This is a genomic window from Aliikangiella marina (assembly GCF_007004765.1).
GTDB lineage: Bacteria > Pseudomonadota > Gammaproteobacteria > Enterobacterales > Kangiellaceae > Aliikangiella > Aliikangiella marina.
Window position 1 is genome coordinate 987,441 of the sequence record NZ_VIKR01000002.1, and the last position, 26,180, is coordinate 1,013,620.

General features: G+C 42.2%; 18 protein-coding genes. 15 read left to right on the forward strand and 3 right to left on the reverse strand.

The annotated features are described in order from the left end of the window. The first annotated feature begins 16 nt into the window (after positions 1–16). Positions 17–1,393 carry a metalloprotease PmbA gene (pmbA, locus tag FLL45_RS10690; RefSeq protein WP_142942003.1) on the forward strand — a complete coding sequence of 459 codons (1,377 nt, stop codon included), beginning with the start codon at positions 17–19 and terminating at the stop codon, positions 1,391–1,393. 218 nt (positions 1,394–1,611) lie between these two features. Next, positions 1,612–3,063 carry an aminotransferase class V-fold PLP-dependent enzyme gene (locus FLL45_RS10695; RefSeq protein WP_142942004.1) on the forward strand — a complete coding sequence of 484 codons (1,452 nt, stop codon included), beginning with the start codon at positions 1,612–1,614 and terminating at the stop codon, positions 3,061–3,063. A gap of 17 nt (positions 3,064–3,080) precedes the next feature. On the opposite strand, the gene FLL45_RS10700 is transcribed toward FLL45_RS10695, so the two are convergent. Genes FLL45_RS10700 through FLL45_RS10710 form a run of 3 tightly spaced genes read right to left on the reverse strand, consistent with a single transcriptional unit; the run spans position 3,081 to position 8,157 of the window. After that, the gene (locus FLL45_RS10700; protein ID WP_142942005.1) at positions 3,081–5,258 is read right to left on the reverse strand and encodes a sensor histidine kinase, YfiR-like protein-associated; all 2,178 of its coding nucleotides are present in this window, start codon (positions 5,256–5,258) and stop codon (positions 3,081–3,083) included. A 13-nt stretch (positions 5,259–5,271) separates the two neighbouring features. Continuing rightward, positions 5,272–5,892 (reverse strand): TOL_0243 family YfiR-like periplasmic protein, encoded by a 621-nt coding sequence (locus FLL45_RS10705; protein WP_185964409.1) that lies wholly within the window; start codon positions 5,890–5,892, stop codon positions 5,272–5,274. A gap of 30 nt (positions 5,893–5,922) precedes the next feature. Beyond that, positions 5,923–8,157 (reverse strand): TonB-dependent receptor plug domain-containing protein, encoded by a 2,235-nt coding sequence (locus FLL45_RS10710; protein ID WP_142942007.1) that lies wholly within the window; start codon positions 8,155–8,157, stop codon positions 5,923–5,925. 349 nt (positions 8,158–8,506) lie between these two features. Between FLL45_RS10710 and FLL45_RS10715 the strand changes: the two genes are divergently transcribed. From FLL45_RS10715 to FLL45_RS10775, 13 genes are all read left to right on the forward strand, one after another. Next, entirely contained in the window at positions 8,507–9,586 is a 1,080-nt protein-coding gene (locus FLL45_RS10715) for a DNA alkylation repair protein (RefSeq protein WP_142942008.1), read from the forward strand. Between the two features lie 58 nt (positions 9,587–9,644). After that, positions 9,645–10,487: an agmatinase gene (gene speB, locus FLL45_RS10720; protein ID WP_142942009.1), complete on the forward strand. Its 843-nt coding sequence runs from the start codon at positions 9,645–9,647 to the stop codon at positions 10,485–10,487. A 330-nt stretch (positions 10,488–10,817) separates the two neighbouring features. After that, entirely contained in the window at positions 10,818–15,380 is a 4,563-nt protein-coding gene (locus FLL45_RS10725) for an ATP-binding protein (RefSeq protein ID WP_142942010.1), read from the forward strand. Positions 15,381–15,677: 297 nt separating this feature from the next. Further along, entirely contained in the window at positions 15,678–16,430 is a 753-nt protein-coding gene (rpsB, locus tag FLL45_RS10730; RefSeq protein ID WP_142942011.1) for a 30S ribosomal protein S2, read from the forward strand. A 137-nt stretch (positions 16,431–16,567) separates the two neighbouring features. Beyond that, a complete protein-coding gene (gene tsf / locus FLL45_RS10735; protein ID WP_210247180.1) occupies positions 16,568–17,449 on the forward strand; it encodes a translation elongation factor Ts in 882 nt (293 codons plus the stop codon). A 5-nt stretch (positions 17,450–17,454) separates the two neighbouring features. Beyond that, positions 17,455–18,186 (forward strand): UMP kinase, encoded by a 732-nt coding sequence (pyrH, locus tag FLL45_RS10740; protein WP_142942013.1) that lies wholly within the window; start codon positions 17,455–17,457, stop codon positions 18,184–18,186. Positions 18,187–18,223: 37 nt separating this feature from the next. Beyond that, a complete protein-coding gene (frr, locus tag FLL45_RS10745; RefSeq protein ID WP_142942014.1) occupies positions 18,224–18,781 on the forward strand; it encodes a ribosome recycling factor in 558 nt (185 codons plus the stop codon). Between the two features lie 125 nt (positions 18,782–18,906). Further along, on the forward strand, positions 18,907–19,629 hold the full coding sequence (gene uppS, locus FLL45_RS10750) for a polyprenyl diphosphate synthase (RefSeq protein ID WP_142942015.1): 723 nt from the start codon (positions 18,907–18,909) through the stop codon (positions 19,627–19,629). A 3-nt stretch (positions 19,630–19,632) separates the two neighbouring features. Beyond that, complete coding sequence (locus tag FLL45_RS10755; protein WP_142942016.1) at positions 19,633–20,511, forward strand: phosphatidate cytidylyltransferase; 879 nt, start codon at positions 19,633–19,635, stop codon at positions 20,509–20,511. Beyond that, positions 20,511–21,698 carry a 1-deoxy-D-xylulose-5-phosphate reductoisomerase gene (gene ispC / locus FLL45_RS10760; protein ID WP_142942017.1) on the forward strand — a complete coding sequence of 396 codons (1,188 nt, stop codon included), beginning with the start codon at positions 20,511–20,513 and terminating at the stop codon, positions 21,696–21,698. The genes FLL45_RS10755 and ispC overlap by 1 nt, the downstream gene beginning before the upstream one ends. Continuing rightward, on the forward strand, positions 21,695–23,059 hold the full coding sequence (gene rseP, locus FLL45_RS10765) for an RIP metalloprotease RseP (RefSeq protein WP_142942018.1): 1,365 nt from the start codon (positions 21,695–21,697) through the stop codon (positions 23,057–23,059). The genes ispC and rseP overlap by 4 nt, the downstream gene beginning before the upstream one ends. Before the next feature lie 25 nt (positions 23,060–23,084). Further along, positions 23,085–25,598 carry an outer membrane protein assembly factor BamA gene (gene bamA, locus FLL45_RS10770; RefSeq protein ID WP_142942019.1) on the forward strand — a complete coding sequence of 838 codons (2,514 nt, stop codon included), beginning with the start codon at positions 23,085–23,087 and terminating at the stop codon, positions 25,596–25,598. A 73-nt stretch (positions 25,599–25,671) separates the two neighbouring features. After that, positions 25,672–26,178, forward strand: coding sequence for an OmpH/Skp family outer membrane protein (locus tag FLL45_RS10775; protein WP_142942020.1), 507 nt, complete (start codon positions 25,672–25,674; stop codon positions 26,176–26,178). Positions 26,179–26,180: the final 2 nt, after the last annotated feature.

Consider the following 26,180-nt stretch of genomic DNA (forward strand, 5'->3'; position numbering starts at 1 on the left):
TCAAAAGATTTTTCTTATGGCTGATAACAAGATAACAACACGTCAACATACCGCCGATGAAATCGATGTTGCTCAGGAGCTGAGTCAGCTCGAATCGATTTGTCACCAACTGATAGATAAAGCAAAGTCTCTAGGTGCTACAGAAGTGGATGTTGGCGTTGGTAAGGATATTGGACTTTCTGTTCAGGTGAGAAATCAGGATGTTGAAACGTTGGAATATAATCGTGACAACAGTTTTGGCTTGACTGTTTATTTTGGTCAGCAGAAAGGTACCGCAACCACAAGCGATCTATCTGAAGCTGCATTAACCCAAACGGTAGAAGCTGCTTGCAACATTGCAAAATATACTCAAGCAGATCCAGCTAGTGGGCTTGCCGACGAGTCGCTGATGGCGACTAAGCCGGTTGACTTGGAACTCGATAAACCAATGGGGATCACTGCGGATAAGGCCAAAGAGCTGGCTTTGGAATGTGAGCAAGCCGGCATGAGCGCCTCTTCAGAAATTTCTCAAAGTGAAGGAGCTACCTTCAGTAGTCATCGAAACATTCGGTTTTACGCAAATTCTCATGGTTTCTCGGCAGGTGTTCCCTCGACACGTTATAGCTTAAGTAACGTGTTGATCGCTGAAGAAGAAGCGGGTATGCAACGAGATTACTGGTACACCATAGCGAGAGACGCTACGCGACTAGAACCTCCTGAAGTGGTTGGAAAAAAAGCCGCACAACGGGTCATTGCGAGATTAGGAGGGCATAAAATATCCACCAGAAAGTGCCCTGTGCTGATGACTCCAGACATAGCGCGTGGATTAATTGGTAGTCTAAGTGATGCAATTCAAGGCAGTAGTATATACCGCAAGTCGAGCTTCTTACTCGATAAACTTAATCTCCAAATATTTCCAGAGTTTGTCTCGATGCATGAAAAACCTTTTAAAAAACAAGGGTTTGCCAGTACTTGGTTTGACAATGAAGGGGTTGCAACTAAGGAACAGTTTATTGTAGAAAACGGGTTACTTCAAACTTACTTGTTAACATCATATGCTGCTCGGCGTTTGAATATGAAACCCACTGGACATGCCGGAGGGCTTCACAATATAGAGGTTACCGCGTCAGCTGGGTCGTTTGACTCACTCGTTAAGCAAATGGAGCGCGGTCTAATCGTTACCGAAGTGATGGGACAAGGTGTTAATCTTGTCAATGGCGATTACTCGAGAGGTGCGTCAGGTTTTTGGGTTGAAAACGGTGAAATTCAACATTTTGTGCAGGAGATTACTATCGCTGGAAACCTTGCGGATATGTTTGCCGGATTAGTCGCAACAGGAAGTGATTATGACAACCGCTCGAGTATTTATACAGGGTCTTGGTTGATCGAGGAAATGACAATAGCAGGAAGTTAATCTAGGCATATTCTAGCGATTTAGAGACGGTCAAAATAGGGTAATGGAATTTATATTAGCTTATGTTAATATAGCCAAGTTTTAGCCGACTGGTTGAGATGTCCTGAACTGAAAGCGATAAGTCCAGTACTGTTATTTTAACTAGTCGAGTTTGATGTTTTTAGCGCATCACCCGATGATCTCTATTCGAGTGACTGCCTATAAAGTGCTGGAAAATCATGAGTTTACAAGAATACTTTAGTCAATTTAGGAAAGGAATCGTCGGCCAAAATTTAATCTACCGAGACAATCAAGTGATTTACGCTGATTGGATTGCTAGCGGCCGTTTGTATCAGCCTATCGAAGAATTTATGCTCAATCGAGTAGGTCCGCTAGTCTCGAATACCCACACCGAAACGAGCTTTACTGGCAGCGCCATGACTCGTTTGTACCATGATGCTCAGGTTAAAATTAAACAACACGTGAATGCCGATGATTCTGATGTTTTAGTCTGTGCTGGAACGGGAATGACGGGGGTAATCAATAAATTTCAGCGAATCCTCGGTTTGCGGGTCCCTGAGAAGTGGGCTGATCGTTTCTCTATTCCTGAAAGCGAGAAACCAGTCGTTTTTGTCACTCACATGGAACACCACTCAAACCAAACTACTTGGAACGAATGTGCGATCACTTTGATTGTAGTACCGGAAAATGAACAGGGATTTCCAGATGAATCAGCGCTTGAACAGCTTTTAGAAGAATATCGTGATCGCCCAATGAAAATCGGCGCGTTCACCGCTTGCAGTAACGTGACGGGTATTAAAACGAATTACTATGAGTACGCGAAAATTATGCATCGTCACGGCGGGTTCTGTTTTGTAGATTTTGCAGCCTCTGCGCCCTACGTAGATATCGATATGCATCCAGAAACGCCAGAGGCTCGATTAGACGCAGTGATGTTTTCTCCTCATAAATTTCTTGGTGGTCCGGGCAGTTCTGGCGTTTTAGTGTTTAACAAAGAGCTCTATAAAAACAAGATCCCCGATCATCCTGGCGGCGGTACTGTTACTTGGACTAATCCATGGGGAGAACATCGATTTTTCGAGGATATTGAGGTCCGTGAAGATGGTGGTACGCCGGGTTTCCTGCAAGCGATAAGAACAGCACTCGCAATCGAATTAAAGGAAGCGATGGGTACTGACAAGATTCAAGCTCGAGAGTCAGAAATTGTTGAATTGTTATTCAACGAGTTGGAGAAAATTCCTCAAGTCAACATCCTGCATGATAGCTGTCGTCAACGTCTCAGTGTCGTGTCTTTTTATATTATTGATATTCACTACAATCTAATGGTTCGATTGTTGAGCGATCGCTTTGGGATCCAAACTCGAGGTGGTTGTTCCTGCGCTGGAACATACGGGCATATCTTGTTGGGCGTCGATCAAGATACTTCTTGTGCAATTACCAACTTAATTGATGAAGGTGATTTGTCACTTAAACCTGGTTGGGTTCGCATATCGTTACATCCGACTTCGACCGATCAGGAAGTAAAATATATTGCAGCATCGATCAAAGCGGTTATTGAAAATATTGAAGAGTGGAAGAAAGATTATCGGTTTGAACCTGGTCTCGGTGATTATGTTCCCAAAATAGAAGATAATACTGCTATTCAATTAGACGAATTTTCCCCGGTGTGATGTCTTGCGAAGCAAGTTCAAAGGTATTCTTTGACCTTGCTTAGTAAGTCGGACTCTGAGATTGGCTTACATAGATAATCGTTCATACCGGCATTACGAGCTTTTTGAACGTGTTCCTCTAAGACGTGAGCCGATATTCCGATTATTGGCGGGGTTGTGTCCTGAAGTTCTTTTTTTATTATACGAGTGGCCTCTAAACCATCTAGTTCAGGCATTTGAACATCCATTAATACCAAGTCATAAGATTGTTCTCTACACGCGTGAATGGCTTTTAATCCGTTGTCGACCGAGTCAACTAAGTAGCCAGCATTTTGCAACTGAGACTTTATCGCTTTTCGATTAATCGCATTATCGTCAACAAGCAGAATGTATCCTTTTGATTGATCGGTTTTTAACGGTTTGTCTCGAGTCACTCGAACAATATTTTCCGAAAACGATTTTACTGTTATCGGTTTGTATTTAGTTTCAATTATCGAGTGATATTTGTTAGGTGAGTCCTCGCCGACATTCGTTAGCCAAATAATTCTATCGAGTGTTTTGTTGCTTTCAACTATTTTCTCAAGAGGCTTTTCGCCAAAGCTATCGTCAACAATTAACAGGTTTGCTGTATTAAGCTCTTTGTCGAAACCTTCTAAGTTGTGGACTATTTGATGAAAAACATTTGAACGCTTTAAATAATCTTCAAACCATTTAGATAAAGGAGAAAGCTTTATTAGGACTAAAACTTTTCCAGTGTACTCCATCAGTCGTGAAGGAATGACTTCTTCGCCAATTTTTTTTGTTTTAATATTAAACCAAAAAATAGAACCAGCTTGGCTCGAGCTTTTTAGTTTCAAGTCGCCGCCCATCGCACGGCAGATTTGACTTGAAATTGGTAATCCCAGACCTGTTCCGCCAAATGGGCGAGTCGAAGAGTTATCGACTTGTTGAAAAGATTCAAAAACTCTCGAATGAGCTTCTTCGGGAATACCTATACCGGTGTCTTCAACATAAACATTGAGCTCATCTGATTGGTATTCAATATTAATGCTAACCCCACCTTCTTTAGTGAACTTGATGGCGTTAGCGATTAAATTGATAAATACTTGTCTAACTCGCACAGGATCAAATTCGAGTTGTCTCGGTACTTGTGGATCGATATAGGTAACGAGATCTAGATTTCTGATAGCCAGTTGTGAACTAAATAACTGGACGATATCGTCGATATACGCAGGCATATCGACAATTTCTGATTTCAGTGAGACGCCAACACTTTCAATCGAAGCTAGATCAAGAATTTGGTTAACGGTATCCAGAAGTACGTTGCCACTTTGATTCGCTAGGTTGGTGTATTCTTTTTGCTCTTGAGTTTGCTTGGTACTCAGTAATAGGGAAATCATCCCTAAAACGCCGTTTATTGGCGTTCGAAGCTCGTGGCTCATGTTTGCTAAAAACTGACTCTTTATGGCATTAGCTTGGTTTGCATTCTCAGTCGTTTCAACCAACTCAGCGTTTTGTTTCTCGATGGTTGTGAGCATGTGGTTAAATGATTCAACAAGCTCTCCGACTTCATCTTCCCCAAATTTATCCGCTCGATAATGATAGTCTCGTTGTGCACTTACTTTTTTTGCTAGATTGGTTAAATTAATGATCGGATTAGAAATAATATTTTGCATTCTAGAGGCAAATAGTAAGGCCATAATACCAACGCCGATCGCAAGGAGCAGCGCAATCAATAAGTATCTGGTTAAGTTTTCTTGGACTTGCTCTAAACTGGTACAGATATAAATACTACCTCGATATTCATCATCAACAAAAATAGGGTCTTCCAGTAATAGCTGATTGGAATCGATAGAAAATTGGGTTGTACTTGAAGGTGCTACAGATGGCGGACAGGCTTTGGAGGTCGATTCGGCAATAATATATTTTGCAAATAATTTACCATTTGGCCCATATAAACAAGCTAGGTTGATAGATGGATGGCTTTCTAGTGAAGACAAGTTATCGGTTGCGAGCGCCTGATCATTAAAAGTTAATGCCGCGCTACTTCTGTTACCGATTAATTTTGCCAGTACGGTGATATTATTAATCATTGACTGCTGTTCGTCATGATGATTAATGTAAAGAAAAATTGATAACACAAGCAAAATACTTGCAGTACTAATCAACAGAATAATGCTTGTTATTTTGGTTTTAATTGAGGTATTACTTAGCATGATATCTCCTCAATTATTCTCTTAACTTTGCAATTTCTAACAACAAAGCGCTGATCTTAATATTGCTTCGCTGGACATTGTTGAGATTAATCTCGAGTCGAATTTGCTGATGAGAAACAAAAGCGACCATGCCGCCTCTCACGACAAAGTCCGGAATGTCACTCACAGTGAGGATTGCTTTTGATTCAGTTTTCCTCAGTATATTGCTAAGGTTTGCTTCCTCACTTTGACTGATATATAAAATATGGCAGGTATCGACTTGGCCAAGACTTTCCAAACGTTGAATAATAACGGGTTTACCTTTAGCTCTGCGTCCCGCAACTCCATCTAAAGCAATCCCAAAAGGATCTTGACCAAGAACACAAACTTTGAATCCGGACAATTGCTGCTCTTCATTTGACTCTGGGAAATCAATGTATTTTAAGAAATTGTAAAGATAGGCTGACTTGATCCGATTGATTTCCATCTGATCACTCTCATCAACAGTTAACTCAGCCGCTGATGTTTTCTCAGTAGATAGTAAAATAGTTGAGCCCAACCAGAGGAAAGATAAAACCCATAACCGACCTAACAGCGTGATCAAAAAACGCTGGTTACTCGCTAGGCGAGTTTTGTTTCGGTTTATAGTCAACAATCTATGCATCTCGAATTTTTGTTTAGTCCATTACATTCGATAGGTGATATTCCAATAAATCGTGCGGCCCGCTTGAGGATGGTAGGCTGGAATAAAGCCTGCTGGGTCAGGGTTGGTCGCTGGATCATATTCGCCAGCCACACTCGACCCCGATTGCCGTCCAACACCGAAATAGGACTCATCGAAAATATTGTTGACGGTGAGTTGCGTCGACAAACCTGGCTTATCAAACAACTCTGCCCATGTTAATACCAGATCCACTTTGGTATAGCCGGGCGCCTTACTATTAAAATAGGTATTGGATTCGGGAGTTTCTCTTTTACCAACGTAGTTAACTCTCATGTTAACGTTGAAAGTTGGTGTTAGCGGTTGCCAATTTGCTCCGATATTAAGTTTACTTTGTGCGGTGTTAGGTAATTCCTTCCAGCTACCGCCGTCCATATTCCCCTCTTGAAAAATATAATTTGCATAGAGGGATAGATTATCTAACGGTTGAACATTAGCAAACAGTGATAGTCCACGGACTTTAGAGGAGTCCACATTGGCATATCTTTCTCCGCCTGCTCGGGAGGAGTCCGGTACCAGGCTAATACCGTCATCAAGACTGGAATAGAAAATATTTCCTTTAAGGGTTCCAATCGATTTAAATTTCCGAGTTACTTCAATTTCATAGGTTTCGATTTCTTCCGGCTTGAGCTCCAATGAACCACGAAATTCGTCTCTCAATTCGAACAACGAAGGTTGTCTAAATGCCGAACCATAAAGTGTTTTGATGGTCCAGTCGTCATTGGGTCGATAGATTAAACCGGCTCTCGGGTTATTGGTCCAGCCGTAATCACTACCGCGACTGTAACGAGTGCCAATCGAGTAACTGAGTTGTTCGTTGATACTGCCTTCCAATAGTCCATATAAAGCAAACTCATTTTCATCAAATATTTCGTTGACTTTTTCGCGAAAAAGTCCAACGCCTGTCACCGCGATGTCCCAAGATGAATTAGTTGTCGAAGCATTACCATTTTGAATAGCACCAAGAGAAACAACTTGCTCAGTTTGTCGATTACCTAACAAACGCGTGCCAAGAATAAGCGTTTTGTCGCCGCCCAACTTCCAATCAACTTGGTTTTCGAATCCGATTTGGCTACTGGAACCGTGATAAGACTTCTTCAAGGTATTGAAGCGATAGTTATAACGAAACCCAGTATCTGATTCTTGGTTGTCAACACGATACCAAAGGTTGGTTTTCCATAGGACTTCATCGGCTACGATATCTAGCTTGTTGTTCATGTAGACAGTGAAACTACTGTGGTGGGTAATAAAGTCATCTGCTGTCGCGTCATACTCATAACCAGTCACATAGCTACCGAGTCCATCCTTCTTTTTCCAGTAATTAATGCCGAGTCGAAGATCGTCTTTGGAAACTTTAAATCGCAAAGTTTGATCATCTTTAGAGTTTTTGAAACCATCAGGAATAGGTTGGCCCGCTATCGGATTTGGGACATTTTCACCATAGACACCGTTTTCATCATAGTTTGCCGTGAGAAAATCAGGATGGACATTGCCGGTAAAGTAACCAGCTGGATCGGGACGCCCTTTACCCATATCTCCATCACTTAAATAAGTTTTCAAAGCTATTTGATAATTGATTTCGCCAATGGTGTTGCCATACATGTATTCTAATGAGCGAGTATTATTTTCGCCGAGCAGTAGTTTGATATCACTACCCTTAAACTTCTGCTTGGTAATAATGTGAACGATGCCTGATACCGCTTGCGCGCCGTAGAGAGAGGACCCCGGGCCCTGAACAACTTCAATTCGCTCAACATCGAACAACATTTGTTCGTCGGTTAATCCTTGTGACCAGTTAAATGAAATATGATTTTGGACCAAGCCATCAACCATAATCAGTAGACGAGTGTTACCATTATCACCACCAATACCTCTATTGAGGAAATGGACGGGATATTCTCCGCCGCCGTCTTCATAGGTCGCGAAATCGAAACCTGGTAAGTCTTCAAGTACTTCTATAACGTTACGATAGCCTCGGCGTTCAATCATTTCCTTGGTGATAACCATGATATTTGCATAGGAGTCTTCGACCGTTTGCTCGCGCTTTGACGAGGTTACAACTTTTATGCCTGCGAGTTCCTCGAGGCTAAGCTCAAAATAATCATGCTTGCCTTCTACCGCAGCTGAGCTGAGAGTGTGCATTGTTCCGTATAAACAAGCAAAGGTTGTCATCAGCAATTTACGATTGAGAGTGTTCATTATTACTTTCTTTTTGTTAGTTGACGCTTATAGTTGGTGGTTCAGTCCCTGTCCGGGGGTTATGTTAACTCATTTAGAGATGAAATGTGCGCGAATTCACAAAATAAATGCCTATTTCGATAATTCAATAAAATATCATTTATTCGCCATTTTAAGTTTAGCTAAATCTGTAAGGATTCGCCTGGGTATGTTGTTGCCGAGCGACTCTCTTTAACAATGATTGAAGAAATGCATTTCTGATTTAAGGTGGTATTTGACGTAAAAATCCTATTATCCTGACAGATCGTTGTCAGGAGTGACTATTTAGAATGGTTATAATTGAATTTTTGATAAATCGTGGATCTAGAGTATGGCCGAACCGCTGAAAAATCTTTATTCAAAACAACTCGTTCAAAAAATCGCTCGAGCAATTAACGCTGAGTATACCGCGTTTAATACTCAGGAATTTGAACGAGCGGTACTGACTCGCTCCTGGAAAAATTTAGAACTTAAACAAAGGATGCGATGCATTTCGACCGCTTTAGGGAAAACACTGCCTGAGGATTACTTGAAATCTGTTGCTATATTGAAGGTAGCGTCGACCGACTTCTCGGGGTTGGAGCACTTGGTGTTTCCTGATTTTGTTGAACAATTTGGTTTACAGTATCCGCAGCAGTCTCTCGATGCTTTAGCTTTTTTTACTACAAACTCAACTGCAGAATTTGCAGTGAGGCCTTTCATTTTAGCGCACCCAGAAAAGACGATGAAGTTTATGCGGCTGTGTGCAAGTTCAGATAACGAACATGTTCGCCGCCTCGCATCTGAGGGTTGTCGACCAAGGCTTCCTTGGGCAATAGCCTTACCCGAATTTAAGCGAAACCCACAACCTGTTCTTGATATCATTTTGGGCCTTATCGACGACAACAGTCTCTATGTAAGACGTAGCGTTGCCAATAATTTAAATGACATTTCTAAAGATAATCCCGAAACAGTGATTAAGGTCGCTAAACAACTCAAAGGAAAATCGTCGAACGTAGATTGGGCACTTAAGCATGCTTGTCGTGGCCTATTAAAAAAAGGAAACTTGAATGTACTCGAACTATTTGGGTTTGCTGATACGAAACATGTTGAAATTAGGGGGTTCAAGATGCCAAGAAAAATTGAATTTGGTGGTGAGTTAAATTTCCAATTTGAATTGCGTTCCACTAAGAAGCGATTAGGGAAGTTGCGTTTAGAGTTCATTATTGATTTCGTTAAAGCAAATGGTAAAACGTCACCTAAAATATTTAAAATATCTGAGGGAGACTTTCAGGAGCGCGAGCGGTCTGTTGGCAAGCGTTTTTCCTTCAAACCAGTTACAACACGCTCTTATTACCCAGGAACCCATCGTTTATCCATTGTGGTCAACGGCAATAATTTAACCAGCAGAGAATTTGAATTGATAGGCTAATCTCCTTAAACTTATCTGCGGAATGACTATTTGTTAAGACAATGAGTGGATTGAATGAATGGCAAAGTCGCAGATTAATCAATTAAGAGATATTAACCAAAGAGACATCGTTGTTCTTGGAATCTGTAGCGATCATAACTCTTCATTTATGCGTGGACCAGCAGGAGCACCTCCAAAAATAAGAGAAGCTCTCTATTGTGGCGCGGCAAATTTAAGTTCTGAGCTCGGCGTCTCAATCCGAGATAACGCTCGCTTTAAAGATATCGGCGACTTTCATATCGGCGAAACTGAAGCAGACTATTTATCTATTGCCGAGCCGATCCAAAATGTATTATCCCAAGGCGGCCTTCCCTTGAGCCTAGGGGGAGATCATGCGGTCACTTATCCGATCTTAAAAGCAATTGCTAACTCATACCAAAATGTCAATATTTTGCATTTCGATGCTCATCTCGATATTTATCCAGAATTTGAGGGGAATCGTTATTCTCATGCATGTCCTTTTGCTCGGATAATGGAATCAAAATTAGCCAGTCGTTTGATTCAAGTCGGGATTCGTACCCTCAATCAAACTCAACAACTTCAAGTTGATAAATATAATGTTGAAGTTCATCAGATGAAGGATTTTGATGTTAGTCGTCTATCGCTCAATCTTGAGGCTCCGCTTTATATCTCTGTTGATATCGATGCCCTAGACCCAGCCTTTGCCCCAGGAGTTTCCCACTTTGAGCCGGGCGGAATGAACGTAAGAGATATTATCACCATTATTCAGTCGATAAATGTACCCATCATTGGAGCTGATATTGTTGAATTTAACCCAACTCGAGATATCAACGGGATGACGGCTATGGTTGCTGCTAAAATACTGAAAGAATTAGCCGGCGCGATGCTGTTAAATTCCTAGCATCAAGGCTGTCAAATTCGTCGCGCTGAGAACGATAATTTCAGACTAAGCCTTATTATGTGGCGTTTTTGTGAGAATCATAACGTGTTTTCTGCGAAACAGCCCGAAATAGCCTAATATTAGTCATGTCGATGTAATCAAAAGAAGTCGATGTATTCGAGAGTGTCGACCTATTCACAAGCTTTTGGCAACTGACCGAAAAATAGCTGAGTTTAAAACACTAAGCGATATAAAAAACGTGATCGATTAAATCTCCCTGCAGACGAGGAGATGCGGCCCAGCCAAAACAGTGTTTAAAAGAATTTTTCTATGTGAGCAAGGACACTCAAGATGATGAATTCAACTCGGAATACGTGTTTGGTCAAGGACCTTCGTAGGTTAAAAATGCGAATTGGACGGTGGATAGCCGTTGTTACACTCATCTTCTCGGCGCCAGCCTTGCTTGCCGCAACGCTCCAACAGGAGCTCAATTTAACGCCGACAGAAATTCGATGGTTAAAAGAAAATCCCACCCTTGATTTCCATCTCTTAGAAGACTCCGCGCCTGATTCTTTTTGGATGGACGGCGAGGTTAAAGGCGCTGTTCCTGAGTTGTTGAATATTTTTGAACGAAAACTTGGCGTAAAAATCAACCCATTAAGACAACCTTATTCCGAGCTTTCTGCTGAAACGAACGTTAAGAATGTTATGGCGGTTGGTTTCATGTCTGGTAGTTCAATCCAACAATTCCCTGGTTATGTAGCGAGTGAGGACTTATTTAAATCATATTTTTCGCTATTTGCAATGGAATCGAAAACTGAAAAGTTTGAGCTTCAGCAATTAGCCAATAAAAATATTGCGGTTTTTAGTGGTCTAACACACCCGATTATCGAACAGCTCAAGCGGACTAACAATATTACTGAGGTCGATAGTTTTGATGAGTTAGTCGGTTCCCTGTTATCGAGAAAAGTTGACTACTTTTTAGATTACAGAGAACTTGCTAACTACTTGTTGTATCGTTCAACGACCCGAAATATAAAAGAAATTCATACATTTGCTGAACCAGACGATATCGTATTTATGGTTCGCGAAGATCAGTCTATTTTGTTATCTATTTTGAATAAATTAATTATTCATACCCGGGTAAAGGAATTACCCAAAATTATCGATCATTGGTACTTAGGGGAAAATAATTTTACAAGGCTGACGCTATCGCAAAAAGAGAAAGAGTGGTTGAGATTACAACAGAAAATTATTTTAGGTTGGACTGAAAAATTTCCACCATCGCTCATTGTCGACAAAGAGGGTAACCAATCCGGGATATTCGTTGATATATACAATTTAATAAGCGAACGAATTGGCGTCGATATTGAACTTAAAATCATCGATTGGAATCAAGCTGGAGAATTATTAGTTGGAGAGGAAATCGTTGGGTTAGCGGGGGCCACTGATGCTTTTCCGTTAACGGATGAAATGATTAAGTTAAAAGCGTTGACCAGTGTAGTTCCGACGTGGTTCGGCAGGATGGATGATGTTTATCCACTTGATGATCCAGATAGACTCAAAGGTAAAAGGATCGCCTATGTAAAAGGATTTAAATTGGTTGAGCCACTCATTGCTCATTTAGGAACGAACAATACATTTGTTGCGGTCGACTCGACATTAGATGGTATGCGAAAACTTGTCGAGCAACGAGTTGATTATTATGTTGGCTCAAATGTTGAAAATTATTGGTTATCTCAATTCCCCAACTTCGGTCTGATTGTAAAGTATATGGATTTCAATAAGGCTTCTTCAGTGTCTGCAATTATTCATGCAGAGCAACCCGAGCTCGTCTCGATTTTAAACAAGGCGATAAACGAAATCGGTAAAACCGCGATCGATAATATTGTCTTTAACTGGACGTTGCAGAGTATGCAAGGTTACGCCGTCTCACTGAGCGAAAAAGAAAAAGAAATAGTTGCTAAATCTGCTCCGCTAAATCTCGCGATTGCGCAGATACCACCTTACTTTATGGTGGATGATAATGGCGTTCAGTCAGGTGTCTTTTATGAGTATTTACAAGTTCTAAACAGTAAGATAGGGGCTAATATTCAACTCACCACGGGGGCAAATAGTGAGTTAATCAACAATGTTATCAACAAAAAGTTAGATGGCGTGGCAATGCTTTCGTCAGCCAGAATTGAAAAAATGGACCTACTGGCATCAAATCCGCATTTTATCACTTCAGTGGAAGTGTATGGGAAGCAAGCTAGCGATGAAATTCGGACACCATCAGATATGATTGGTAAAAAGGTTGCTTATTCAAAAGATGTATTGCTCGTCAAAAATTGGGTAGAGAGTAAACTGATTGGTCAAGCGGCCATTGCGGTCGAGAGCTCTCTTGCGGGCTTTCAAAAATTACTCACCGGTGAATTAGACTATTATGTTGGCATGCCAAGTGAGAGCTATTTTATTAAAAGTCTTGGGGTTGCAGATATTGTTTCTAAGTATAGCGATTTAGAGTCTTCGACTCCGCTCATGATCGGATTAAACGCACCGAAATCTGAGTGGATTCCTATTCTCAATAAGGGAATTGCCTCGATTTCTGAAGTCAGAAAAAATAGCATTCAAGGTAAGTGGATAGATGTTGTCAATAAACCTAATGCGATTTCTCCTTTTGAGGAACTATGGTTAAGTCAGTTTCAAGTTTTTAACATCGCCGCATCAAGTGCTTGGGCGCCGTTTGATTTTACTGAAGACTCAGCGGCTCACATTGCACTCGCCGATGATTTCTTAAAAGTCATCAATGAAAAATTGGGAGTGGGCTTTAATAAAGTACAAACGTCAGGTTGGGAAGATTCGCTGATGCTTTTGGAAAAATCTCAAATCGATGTGATACCGGGTTTACCGATCGAACTAAATAGCGCGGTAAAATTCACTGATCCCATATTAAAAATTCCTCTTGTGGTTGCCGTTGTTGGTGATGCGAGTATGGTTGTGGGGATGGACGGACTCAGGCAAAGAGATATCATTGTAGTCGAAAACTCTGCCAGTCATAAAATTATGAAACGAGAGTTTCCTGGTGGGAAGATAGTTTTAGCTTCTTCGATTAGCGATGCGATAGAAAAACTCGAAAGGAAAGCCGGAGAGGGATTGCTAGTTGATAACATTTCGTTGAATTTTTGGCTAAAAAAGCTTTATCGTGATGATATTAATGTTGCTTTCACAACGCCCTATTTTTACGACTTTACATTTGCCGTAAGGGAGGACTTAGCGCCACTAATTTCAGTAATTAATAAGTCAATAAGCTCACTGAGTGAAAGGGAAAAGTCGCTCATCATTGAAAAGTGGATTAACCAACAACCGGTTTCAGCGTTTGACTGGTCAACGATCCTATTTTGGGGAGGCGCAGCCGGCATTTCGATCCTCATTTTGTTTAGTTTTATTGTTTTTTGGAATCGTAAATTGGCGTTAGAAGTGGAAACTCGACAGGTTGCTGAACAAAAAGCGCACCTGGCGGAGCAAAAAGCGATCGATGCGAACAAAGCCAAAAGCGTATTTCTTGCGAATATGTCACACGAAATTCGCACGCCCATGAATGCCATCCTAGGTTATGTGCAATTACTTCAAAATGATCATGGTCTTGATTCAGAGCATAAAAAGTTAGTCGGAACAATTAACCAGAGCGGCAAACACTTATTAGCATTGATCAACGACATACTCGATATGTCTAAGATTGAAGCAGGTCGAATGGAGCTTAATGAAACAATCTTCAATTTACATAATCAGTTGAAAGACATTGAAGCAATGCTGCGATATCGCGCGGAAGAAAAAGGGCTTTCTTTGAAGTTTCATTACTCCGACCACATACCTGAGTTTGTTTATGCTGACCAAGCGAAGCTTAGCCAAATTCTCATCAACCTTTTGGGCAATGCGATCAAGTTTACCCAAGAGGGAGAAGTGAGCTTTAGCATGCATGTCCTCAGTAATTCAGATACTACGGCGACAATTGAGTTTATTGTTAAGGATTCGGGAGTCGGTATTCCTGCGTCCCGCAAACTCAGCGTTTTTGAGCCTTTCTCCCAAGCTCAGGAAGGACATATTGTTGGTGGAACTGGATTAGGCTTACCAATTAGCCGCGAGATTGCACGCTTAATGGGGGGAGATATCACGCTAGTTGATAGTTCGCCAAAAGGAGCGGAGTTCAGTATCCGTGTTCAATTGAAAAAGTCAGAGAAAGAATGCGCTGAAGAGACAAACCAAGCACCCAGTAAACCGATTAAGCTCGCTATCTCAGCAGGCAAGCCCACGGTCTTAGTGGTTGATGATATTGTAACCAATCGGGAGTTGTTGAAGTATGGTCTGACTAAGTTTGGATTCAATGTTATAACGGCTGATGATGGCCTAAAAGGTATTGAGGCCTTCAAAGAGTATCGTCCAAAGGTCGTTATAATGGATATTTTAATGCCAACTCTGAGTGGGGTTGCAACGACAGAAAAGATTCGTCAATTACCCCAAGGCAGCGAGACTAAAGTGATTGCGCTGACCGCAGGAGCGATTGAGGTTGATAAACCCGTTGCCGAAGATTCAAGCTTTGATGCGGTTATGTATAAACCTGTGAACTTAAGGGAGTTACTCAGTAAGATAGCAGAACTATGTCGTTTAGAATTAGAATACGATGTGCCTCAACTATTGGATAATTCTTATTCTGGCATAAAAGTTATCGACGTCTCAGCGATCGAATCAATGCCGCCTGAGCTAAGAGACAAAATTTCAGAAGCTTTGCGGCTGGGCAAAATAGCTGACTTACGAGAACAAATCGAACCGGTTCGAGCGTGGAATCAAACCGTGGGTAACTCTTTCGAAGCGCTTATTTTAAGCTTTCAATTGGATCGACTTAAGAAACTTTTTTTGCGAGAGTCGCAATATTAAAAAGCTTTATATATCAATTATCTATCGAATTATTTAACTTGATTTCCCCGTCGAGTTTTCTAAGCAAAGCGCTGAGGTAGATAATCTTCCGGCAAATTTTGTTGCTTTTCCTTGAATTTTATTGCTCTAGAAGGTTTATCTGTGGTATAAAGCGCGCCGTGTCAAACAATGTCGTTTGGCACCTAATTCACACGCTGTTCGTCACGACTATCAGGGTGCTTCAATTGAGATTATCAAATTGAAGTTGGTAGTTGGGAATAGCGGAGGCAAAACCCTTACAAATCAGGAGTTTACAAAATGGCAAAAGTCACTATGCGTGATATGCTACAGGCGGGCGTGCATTTCGGTCACAGAACCCGTTTCTGGAATCCAAAAATGAAGCCGTACATCTTCGGCGCTCGTAACAAAATTCATATTATCAACTTGGAAAACACGCTTCCAATGTTCAATGATGCATTGAACTTTCTTAGCTCAGTTGCAGCGAAGAAAGGCAAGGTATTGTTTGTTGGCACGAAGCGTAGTGCAAGCAAGATTGTTAAAGAAGAAGCGACTCGTTGTGGTCAGTTCCATGTTGATAAGCGTTGGTTGGGCGGTATGTTAACCAACTACAAGACGATTCGTCAGTCGATTAACCGTTTGAAAGAGCTAGAAAAGCAAAGCGAAGACGGAACTTTCGACCGTTTGACTAAAAAAGAAGCTCTATTGCTTACTCGCGAAATGGCAAAATTAGAAGCCTCTATTGGTGGTATCAAAAACATGGGTGGTCTTCCTGACGCACTATTTGTTATTGATGCTGACCACGAGCATATTGCGATTTCCGAAGCACGTAAGCTCGGCATCCCTGTTATCGCGGTAGTCGATAGTAATTCAAGCCCAGATGGCGTTGATTATGTTATCCCTGGTAACGATGATGCGATTCGTGCGATTCAACTTTACTTGTCAGCGGCTGCAGACACTATCCTCGATGGTCGTCAAAGCGTTGCCACTGCGCCTGCTGAAGAGTCAAGTGACGAGTTTGTAGAAGAAGATAAAGAAGCTTCTGCAGAATAACCCCGACTCGTAAGAATTGAGAGTAGGGGGCTTGGCCCCCTATTTTATATCTTGAAAAGTATTTAGGTAATGATTGAGACGTTTTGCGTATAAATAATGCGCAAAGATTAAAGCTCAAATAGTTAATTTTGGAGAATATCATGGCAATTACTGCTGCATTAGTTAAAGAGCTGCGCGAAAGAACAGGCGCTGGCATGATGGAATGTAAAAAAGCCCTAGTTGAAACTAACGGTGATATCGAAACTGCGATTGATAATATGCGCAAATCTGGCGCTGCCAAAGCAGAGAAGAAAGCCGGTCGTATCGCTGCTGAAGGTGTGATTATCACTAAAGCATCGGATGACGGAAAAGTGGCTGCGATCGTTGAAGTTAATTCAGAAACCGATTTCGTTGCTCGTGACGAAAACTTCATGGGGTTTGCAAACGCGGTTGTTGATGCTGCGCTGGCTAACAAAACAACTGAAATTGAGGTCTTAAAAGAGACCGCTTTAGCCTCTGGCGAAACAGTAGAAGCTGCGCGAACTGCGCTTATCGCGAAAATCGGTGAAAACATCGGTGTTCGTCGTGTTCAAATCGTTGAAGCTGAAGGGGCGCTTGCTAGCTACATCCATGGCGGTCGAATTGGAGTTGTTGCTGCGCTTAATGGCGGAGACACAGAGCTTGCGAAAGATATCGCGATGCATGCTGCGGCGACAAACCCACAATTTGTAAACCCAGAAGACATTTCTGAAGACGTTTACAATCGTGAAAAAGAAATTTTCACCGCTCAAGCTCTTGAAAGCGGCAAGCCAGCAGATATCGTTGAGAAAATGATCGTTGGCCGTATGCGCAAATTCGCTGCTGAAGTTAGCTTAGTTGGTCAATCATTTGTTAAAGATCCTTCAATTACTGTCGGTGACTTATTAAAGAAAGCTGACGCGACAGTCACTTCTTTGGTACGATTCGAAGTAGGTGAAGGTATCGAAAAGAAAGAAGATGATTTTGCTGCTGAAGTAATGGCACAAGTTAAAGGGGAATAATGATTATGCCAAGTTCTGCGCCTGCTAAAGACCGCAATAGAATCCTACTGAAACTCAGTGGGGAAGCCTTAATGGGTGCAGAGCCTTTTGGTATTGATCCTTCGATCCTCGACAGAATAGCTGCTGAAATTAAAGAACTCGTCGACAAAGATGTTCAGGTTGGCGTAGTTATTGGTGGCGGAAACCTGTTTCGTGGCGAAAAGTTAGCCAAAGCAGGAATGAACAGAGTTGCCGGCGACCATATGGGTATGCTGGCAACTGTTATGAATTCTTTAGCAATGCAAGACGCGTTGGAAAGGCTCAGAGTCGGAACTCGAGTGATGTCTGCAGTATCTTTAACAGGGGTATGTGAAGACTACGATAGACGTTATGCATTGCGCTTTATGCGTGAAGGACAAGTGGTAATTTTTACTGCTGGTACTGGTAACCCATTTTTTACGACCGATACGGCTGCTTGCTTGAGGGGCATTGAAATAGATGCTGACGTTATCTTAAAAGCAACCAAGGTTGATGGCGTGTATTCTGCCGATCCCAATAAGGACCCGGAGGCTGTGCGCTATGACAAACTCACCTACAACGAAGCCCTTGAGAAACAGTTAGGGATTATGGATCTGACCGCCTTTTGTTTGGCAAGAGATCACAATAAATCGATTCGTGTATTCAATATGAATAAACCAGGTGCGTTAATTAAGGCAGTGATAGAAGGGAGTGAAGGTACTCTCATCAGCTGCGAATAACCTCAATTAAAAGAACCAAGAAAAACGGAGCGTCATTGTGATTAATGAAATAAAAGAAGATGCAAGTACCCGGATGGACAAAAGCATCGAATCTTTCAAGCTGGCTCTGCAAAAAATCCGTACCGGTAGAGCTCACCCAAGTTTACTTGATCACTTAACAGTATCTTATTACGGTGTCGATACACCGCTGAATCAAGCCGCTAATGTTAGCGTTCAAGACGCACGAACATTAACCGTTCAGCCTTTCGAAAAGTCAATGATTCAGCCGATCGAGAAGGCGATTATGGAGTCTGATATTGGGATTACCCCCAACACTGCGGGTAACCTGATTCGTTTACCGCTGCCGCCATTAACCGAAGAACGTCGTAAGGACATGATCAAGGTGGTTGGCAACGAAGCTGAGTCGGCGAAAATCGCCATTCGAAATATCCGAAGAGATGCAAACTCGACCCTCAAAGAGCTTGAAAAAGACAAAGAAATCAGTGAAGACGATGAACGTCGTGCTGAAGACGAGATCCAAAAAATTACCGATAGTCACGTCAAGAAAGTTGACGAATTGGCTGCCGAGAAAGAAAAGGAGTTGATGGAAATATAATCGAAATTATTTCCCATCAGGCTGAGCGCCGTGTTATCGCTGAGATGACGCGGCGTATTTGTATTAATAAACATTCATTTGTTTGAATAATAAGAATAATCACTACCAGGGCTGAACACGACATTATGTCTGAGAAAAATATCCCCAAACATGTTGCAATCATTATGGACGGCAATGGTCGGTGGGCTCAGGCACGCGGTAAAAAAAGAACCAGTGGTCACAAAGTTGGCGTCGAGCGCGCTCGAGAAGTAATTGAAGCCGCTGGTAATTTAGGAGTCGAGTCGCTAACGCTGTTCGCTTTTAGCAGCGAGAATTGGAATCGTCCTAAAGAAGAGGTCTCCTATTTAATGGAGCTCTTTATTGTGGCGCTCAACCGAGAAGTGAAAACGCTAAATAAACACGGCGTAAAACTTAAGTTTCTCGGTGATACCGGCGCGTTTAATAGCAAGCTTCAAGAAAGCATTAAAAAGGCCGAGGCACTCACTGAGAACAACCGAAACGTTAGACTCAATATAGCTGCCAATTATGGGGGGCAATGGGATATCACCCAAGCCGTCAACAATATCTTGCGAGAGTCACCAGGCATTCAACAAATCGATGAATTGATGTTGGAGAAGAATTTGGTGACTCATGATCTACCGCCGCTCGATTTGTTAATCAGAACCGGTGGTGAAACACGAATTAGCAATTTTTTGATATGGCAAGCTGCATACGCCGAGTTATACTTTTGCGATACTTTGTGGCCAGACTTTGATAGTAACCAACTGAAGAAAGCCATAGATGCTTATCAGGGACGACAGCGTCGTTTTGGTAAAACCGGTGAGCAAGTGTCACAAGAAGAGAAATAACTTATGCTGAAACAACGAATTATCACCGCCCTAGTATTGCTCGCACTTGTATTGGTGCTGCTAATGGGTACTCAGCTTAATTTTTTTGCTGGCGTGATAGCCGTTGTGGTCTATATGGTTGCTTTAGAGTGGGCTAAATTAGCTGGATATAAGAAAAATATGGCGATGACCGGGTTTGCGGTTGCGGTTACCTTAGTCAATCTATTTATCTGGTATACCTCTGGTGATTTCATCGTTTGGCCCTCGCCGAGTTGGCCTTCATATGTTGTCTGGGACAATCCGATTATTGTATTGGCCGCTTCACTGCTCGTTATTTTACTCGCGGTGAGTGTTGTGCTTGGATATTCTAACCTACCGAAATGGTGGGCAAATAATCTGCTAATCAGCCTATTTGGGTTGGTTTTATTACCCGCCTTTTTTGTATCACTAGTGAGTATAAGAAGTACTGCTTATTTGCAGGATTTCTACCATGGCGGTTTGTTAGTTTTGTTTATGTTTTGTTTGATTTGGGCCGCAGATACAGGAGCCTATATTACCGGAAAGCTATTCGGTAAAAATAAGCTTGCGCCAGTTGTTAGCCCAAATAAAACTTGGGAAGGCGCTTTCGGCGGCTTTTTGCTCAGCGTAGCCATAGGCTACACCGGCGCGTTTTTGCTGGGCCTCGATATTGATAATTGGGTCATTTTCACCGCGGTGCTTGTCGTTTTAGCGATAATGTCGGTGATCGGCGACTTGTTTGAGAGCGCTCTAAAAAGAGTCTCTAACATCAAAGATTCTGGAAACTTATTACCAGGACATGGGGGCCTTTTAGATCGACTCGATAGCACGATAATCGTTGCGCCACTTTTTTACTTAAGCTTTAGTTATTTTGGTTGGTTCTGATGAGTCAGGGAGTATGTATTTTAGGCTCTACCGGTTCAATCGGCTGTAACACCTTAGATGTTATTAGTCGAAATCTAGACCAATATTCAGTGCGCGTTTTGACGGCTCATTCAAATTGGCAAAAGCTTCTCGAGCAGTGTAAAAATTATCAACCAGAAAAAGTCATCATTGCCGATCAACAATCTGCAGAGTTGCTAACCGCAGAACTGAGAAAATTAAACTTATCGATTCAAGTTGAGTCCGGAAGAGATGCCATCATTAATGCGGCGAGAACGCCGGGCGTCGAAATTGTTGTTGCCGCCATTGTCGGCGCAGCGGGCCTTCTACCGACGCTGACAGCTGTAGAGTGTGGACTTAAAGTCCTGCTTGCCAATAAAGAAGCTTTAGTCATGTCCGGTGAGCTTTTTATGAACGCAGTCAAAGCACATCGTGCAATATTGTTACCTGTCGATAGCGAACATAATGCAATCTTCCAAAGTCTTCCTGGCGCGGATGATAATGGTTTGGCCTCACTTGAAGGCGTCCATAAAATTCTTCTCACGGGCTCTGGCGGACCCTTTAGACAATTACCTTTGAATGAGTTGAGTCAAGTTACGCCTGATCAGGCCTGCGCTCATCCTAATTGGGACATGGGAAGAAAGATATCTGTCGATTCCGCGACAATGATGAACAAAGGTCTTGAGTTGATAGAGGCTTGCTTCTTGTTTGGTGTGCCATTAGAGCAGATCGAAATTGTCGTTCATCCACAGAGTATTGTTCACTCGATGGTTTCCTACGCAGATGGCTCCGTTATAGCGCAAATGGGTAATCCAGATATGAGAACGCCGATTGCTCATACGCTCGCTTGGCCGTCCAGAATAGAGGCCGGTGTCGAACCACTCAACTTTTTTGAAATGAGTAATCTGACCTTTGAATCGCCTGACTTTGAGCGGTTTCCTGGGTTAAAATTAGCGGCTCAGGCGATGCAAGTTGGCGGAACAGCGCCTTGTACACTGAACGCAGCAAATGAAGTTGCCGTTGAGGCTTTTTTAGCGGGCAAAATTCGCTTTACAGACATTGCCCCAGTCATTCGGAAAACGATGGAGCATGTTGAAGTTCGAGAGGCGCAAAATTTGCAAACGATCATCGAAGTCGATCAGCTTTCCCGAGAGTTTGCGTTGTCGGTTGTTGAGCAAAGAGGTCAATGATGGATTTTCTATATAACGCTTTTTATTTTATCGTTGCGCTGGGGATATTAGTCACTATCCACGAATATGGTCACTTTTGGGTTGCTCGAAAGCTAGGCGTCAAAGTATTAGTTTTTTCAGTCGGATTCGGCAAGCCGATTTGGCAACGCAAAGGTAAAGATGGCGTAACCTACATGGTAGCCGCGATACCTCTCGGCGGTTATGTCAAAATGCTCGATGAGCGAGAAGGTGATGTTGACGAAAATGACGCGCCTTATGCTTTTAACCGAAAATCGGTTTGGGCGAGAATGGCGATTGTTCTCGCTGGGCCTATGGCAAATTTTGTTTTAGCGATAGTGCTCTACTGGATGATGTTTGGTATGGGGATTACAGGTCTCAATACTCAAGTCGGAAAAATTGATGAACAAACCATTGCTGGTAAAGCGGGACTAGTCGCAGGAGACACGATTAATCGGGTTGATGGAGAGCCGGTGTTTTTACTGCAAGATGTGGTGAAAGCAGTCGCAGCTCGCCTTGGCGAAGAAACAACGCTCGAGCTAGAAGTCACTTCCGAGCAAGGCGGGACTAAAAAACTGACGCTTAAGCTTGATAATTGGCAAGTTGATACCAGTCGGCCGCAGATACTCGAGTCGCTGGGGATTGTCCACCGAGTTCAGGATATAACAATTCCAGCGAAAATCGCTCAAGTGACGGTTGGGGGGCCAGCAGACAAAGCGGGACTTGAACCTGGCGACTTAATTAAAAAGTATAATAATCAAGAGGTTATTGATTGGCGACAGTTAGTCTCATTAGTTCAAGCTGATAAAGATCAATCCGTGAGTCTGTTAATTGAAAGAAATGGTGAACTGACCCCGCTTTCTGTGGTCATAGGTTCTCACAAGCCAGAGGACAAGCTAGTTGGCTTTCTGGGAGTGAGTCCTGCGAGTATCGATCGCTCTCAGTATGTGACTAGCCGACAAGGTGGTCTTGTTGAGTCATTTAATATGGCGATTCAAGAAACTGGCAAAATGATATCGTTAACAGTCCAGTTATTTAAGAAGCTGTTAGTGGGTGATATTTCACCAAAAAGTTTAAGTGGACCGATATCAATTGCTGAAGGTGCGGGTGGAAGTGCTCGCGGCGGGCTGGTATATTTCCTCAGCTTTGTTGCGATGATTAGTGTTAATTTGGGATTTATCAATTTATTGCCAATTCCACTCCTGGATGGCGGTCATTTATTGTTCTATTCAATAGAAGCAATAAAAGGAAAACCACTTTCAGAAAAAGTACAAGAAATCGGTATGCAAGTGGGCATGCTAATGGTGTTTGCGCTAATGGCGGTCGCAATTTTTAATGATTTATCACGTCATTTCGGGGCGTGAACTTAGGGTTAGTTTTTAGGGAATTATGAAGTTTAATAGTAAGTCTAATTTTCTCAGGCAGTTAAAGGCTTTCGCAGCTACATTATTATTGGCCGGCTTTGGACCTATGGTTCTTGCGGCAGAAGCATCGCTCGAAGATGGTTTTGTCGTCGAAGAAATTGATGTCAATGGTCTGCAAAGAATGGAATTGGGTACCTTCTTTAATCTACTACCACTTCAGGTTGGCGAAAAGCTTGATAGTGCTCGTGTGCCAACGGTTATTCGAGCAATCGTTTCATCGAACAGCTTTGAGGATGTTCGAGTTTTCCGGGATGGCAACAAACTGATTTTTGACCTGAAAGAAAGACCAACAATCTCGGATATTACGATTGATGGTAATTCAGATATAAAAACGGAACAGATTTTAGATGCGATGCGCAGACAAAACTTTGCCAAAGGTGAAATTTTTGATCCTGCCGCCATCAAAGGAATTAAGCTTGGCATGGAAGAACAGTATTTTGCCCACGGTAAATACTCAGTCAAAATTGAAGACAAGATTATCAAACAGTCACGTAACCGCGTGCTAGTTAAGTTCGACGTCAATGAAGGTGATCCTGCGAAAATCGAAAAAATCAGTTTAGTTGGAAATTCTGTTTATGACGATGAGGAACTATTAGGCCAATTCGAATTGTCTGAAGGGGTATGGTGGGCATTTTTCTCAAGTGCAGATCAATACTCTCGAGAGAAGTTATCCGGTGACTTGGAAACACTGCGTTCGTATTATCTTGATCGCGGCTACTTAAAATACAACAATACTTCAACTCAAGTTTCGATTTCGCCCGATAGAAAAGGCATTTACATCACTATCAATGTTGACGAAGGTGAAAAGTTTAAGGTCGATAAGATTGTTTTCTCAGGTGATCTGATCATGAGTAAAGAACAACTGAAAAACCTGATGCCATTGACCAAAGGCGATACCTACTCCGCCGCGGCTGTTTCGTTTGCCGAAGAACAAATTAAAAAGAGCTTGGGTTATTACGGCTATGCCTTTGCAAAGGTTGTTACTATTCCCAATATTATCGAAGAAGAAAACAAAGTCGAACTGACTTTATTTATCGATCCTGGCAAGAAAGTTTATGTAAATCGAATCAATTTTGCTGGAAATGAAACCACTAATGATGAAGTCCTGCGACGAGAAGTCAGAGTTATGGAAGGTGGTGCGCTTTCAACTGATGCGGTCGAACGTTCTAAATTGAGACTGCAAAGGCTCAGCTACTTGGAAGAAGTTGAAGTAGAAACGCCAAAAGTCGAAGACAAAGAAGATCGTGTTGATATTGACTATAAAGTTAAAGAACGCTCTGCAGGAACAATTTCCGGTGGTATCGGATATAGCGATGGCTTTGGAGCGTCGATTAATGCCAATGTCAGCCACAGTAACTTCTTAGGCTCAGGTAAACGTATTCAAGTAGGCATTAATAAGAATCGCTACTCGGAAAGTTATCGTGCGGATTATTTTGACCCTTATTTTACTATCGATGCGATTAGTGCGGGTATTGGCTTGGAGTATGTGGTGACAGATTTTGGCGAGTTTAACTTCTCGTTAGGTGCCGGAACGCTGGATACAACTCGTCTTTCCGGTAACCTTGGTTACCAGCTTAATGAAGTGAGCGGAATTAATTTTGGATTGAGCTTCCAGGATAGTGAACTTAAAGCCGGTCGCTATACAACCTCTCAACAAGTTATCGAGTTTTTTGAGAGTGAAAACCAAGACATTAGAATCGACCCTAATTATGACTACTTTTTAACGAGAGCGAGCGTAGGGTTATCCAGAAATACACTCAATCGCGGTATTTTTCCGACTCGCGGAACGAGCCAAACACTCTCATTGGCAGCCACCACACCTGGTAGTGATTTAGAATTCTACAAGGTCACATACGACCTCAGCCACTATATTCCTATTGCTCAGGGCTGGACCTTTTTGAGTCGATTTAGGCTGGCATGGGGCGATGCTTATGGTGATACAGAAAAACTCCCTTATTTTGAGAACTTTAGTGCGGGGGGCTCGGGATCGCTGAGAGGCTTTGAATCAAATACGATTGGACCACGAGTTATCGAACGATTCAGCGGATCAACTTCTGGGCCGATTCCGACTGATGGCGGTCAAGGCCAGGTTTCAGTAGGCCTACCAAGTGCTGATGATGAGATATTTATTAGTCGTCGGACGACGGGTGGTAACGCGAGAATACTTGGCTCGCTAGAATTAATTTTTCCTATCCCGTTTGCGGAAGAAAGTAACTCGGTTAGGACCAGTGCTTTTGTCGATGTCGGAAATTTATGGGATACTAATTTTGATCTCGATAATTATCGAGAGTTGGATCCGGTACAATTAGCAAAAATTCCAGATTACTCTGAGCCAGGAACCTATAGAGTTTCTGCTGGGATATCTTTACAATGGCTATCACCGATGGGGCCGTTAACAATCAGTCTGTCGACACCATTAAAAGAAGAAGACGGTGACGAAGTTGAGCAATTCTCGTTCAACGTTGGTAAGACTTTTTAGAGAATATTGACCAAGCTTTTAATAAGTAAAGTCGAGAAAAGTATTTAAGTTTAATAAGTAAGAAGGTGTAAAAATGTTAAAAAAATCAATTATGACTTTTGCTCTGCTTTTTATGGCGGCGAGTGTTCAAGCAGCAGACTTCAGAATTGGGGTTGTCGATACTAAAGCGGTATTGAGTAAAGCGCCTCAATTGAAGGCAGCTAACGACAGAATCAAGCAACAGTTTCAAGAAAGACAAAACGAGTTGGTTGAGTTGCAAAAGCAAGGCGAAGATTTAAAAGCCAAAGCTAAAAGAGACCAAATGACAATGACTGGTGCACAGCGATTGGAAATCGATCGTCAGCTTCAAGCGCTTGATTCGCAGTTCTCTTTGAAACAAAAATTCTTCCAAGAAGATATCAAAATTGCTACTTCACAAGAACAGCAAAAAGTCGCTCAAAAAATTAATGAAGCAATTCAAAAAATTGCTGCCGAAGATAAGTTCGATCTTATCTTAGCAAAGGAAGTTGCAATTCATGCAGTTCCTGCGATCGATATCACTGACAAAGTTATTGCTATGATTAGCAATCCTGCAGGCTAATC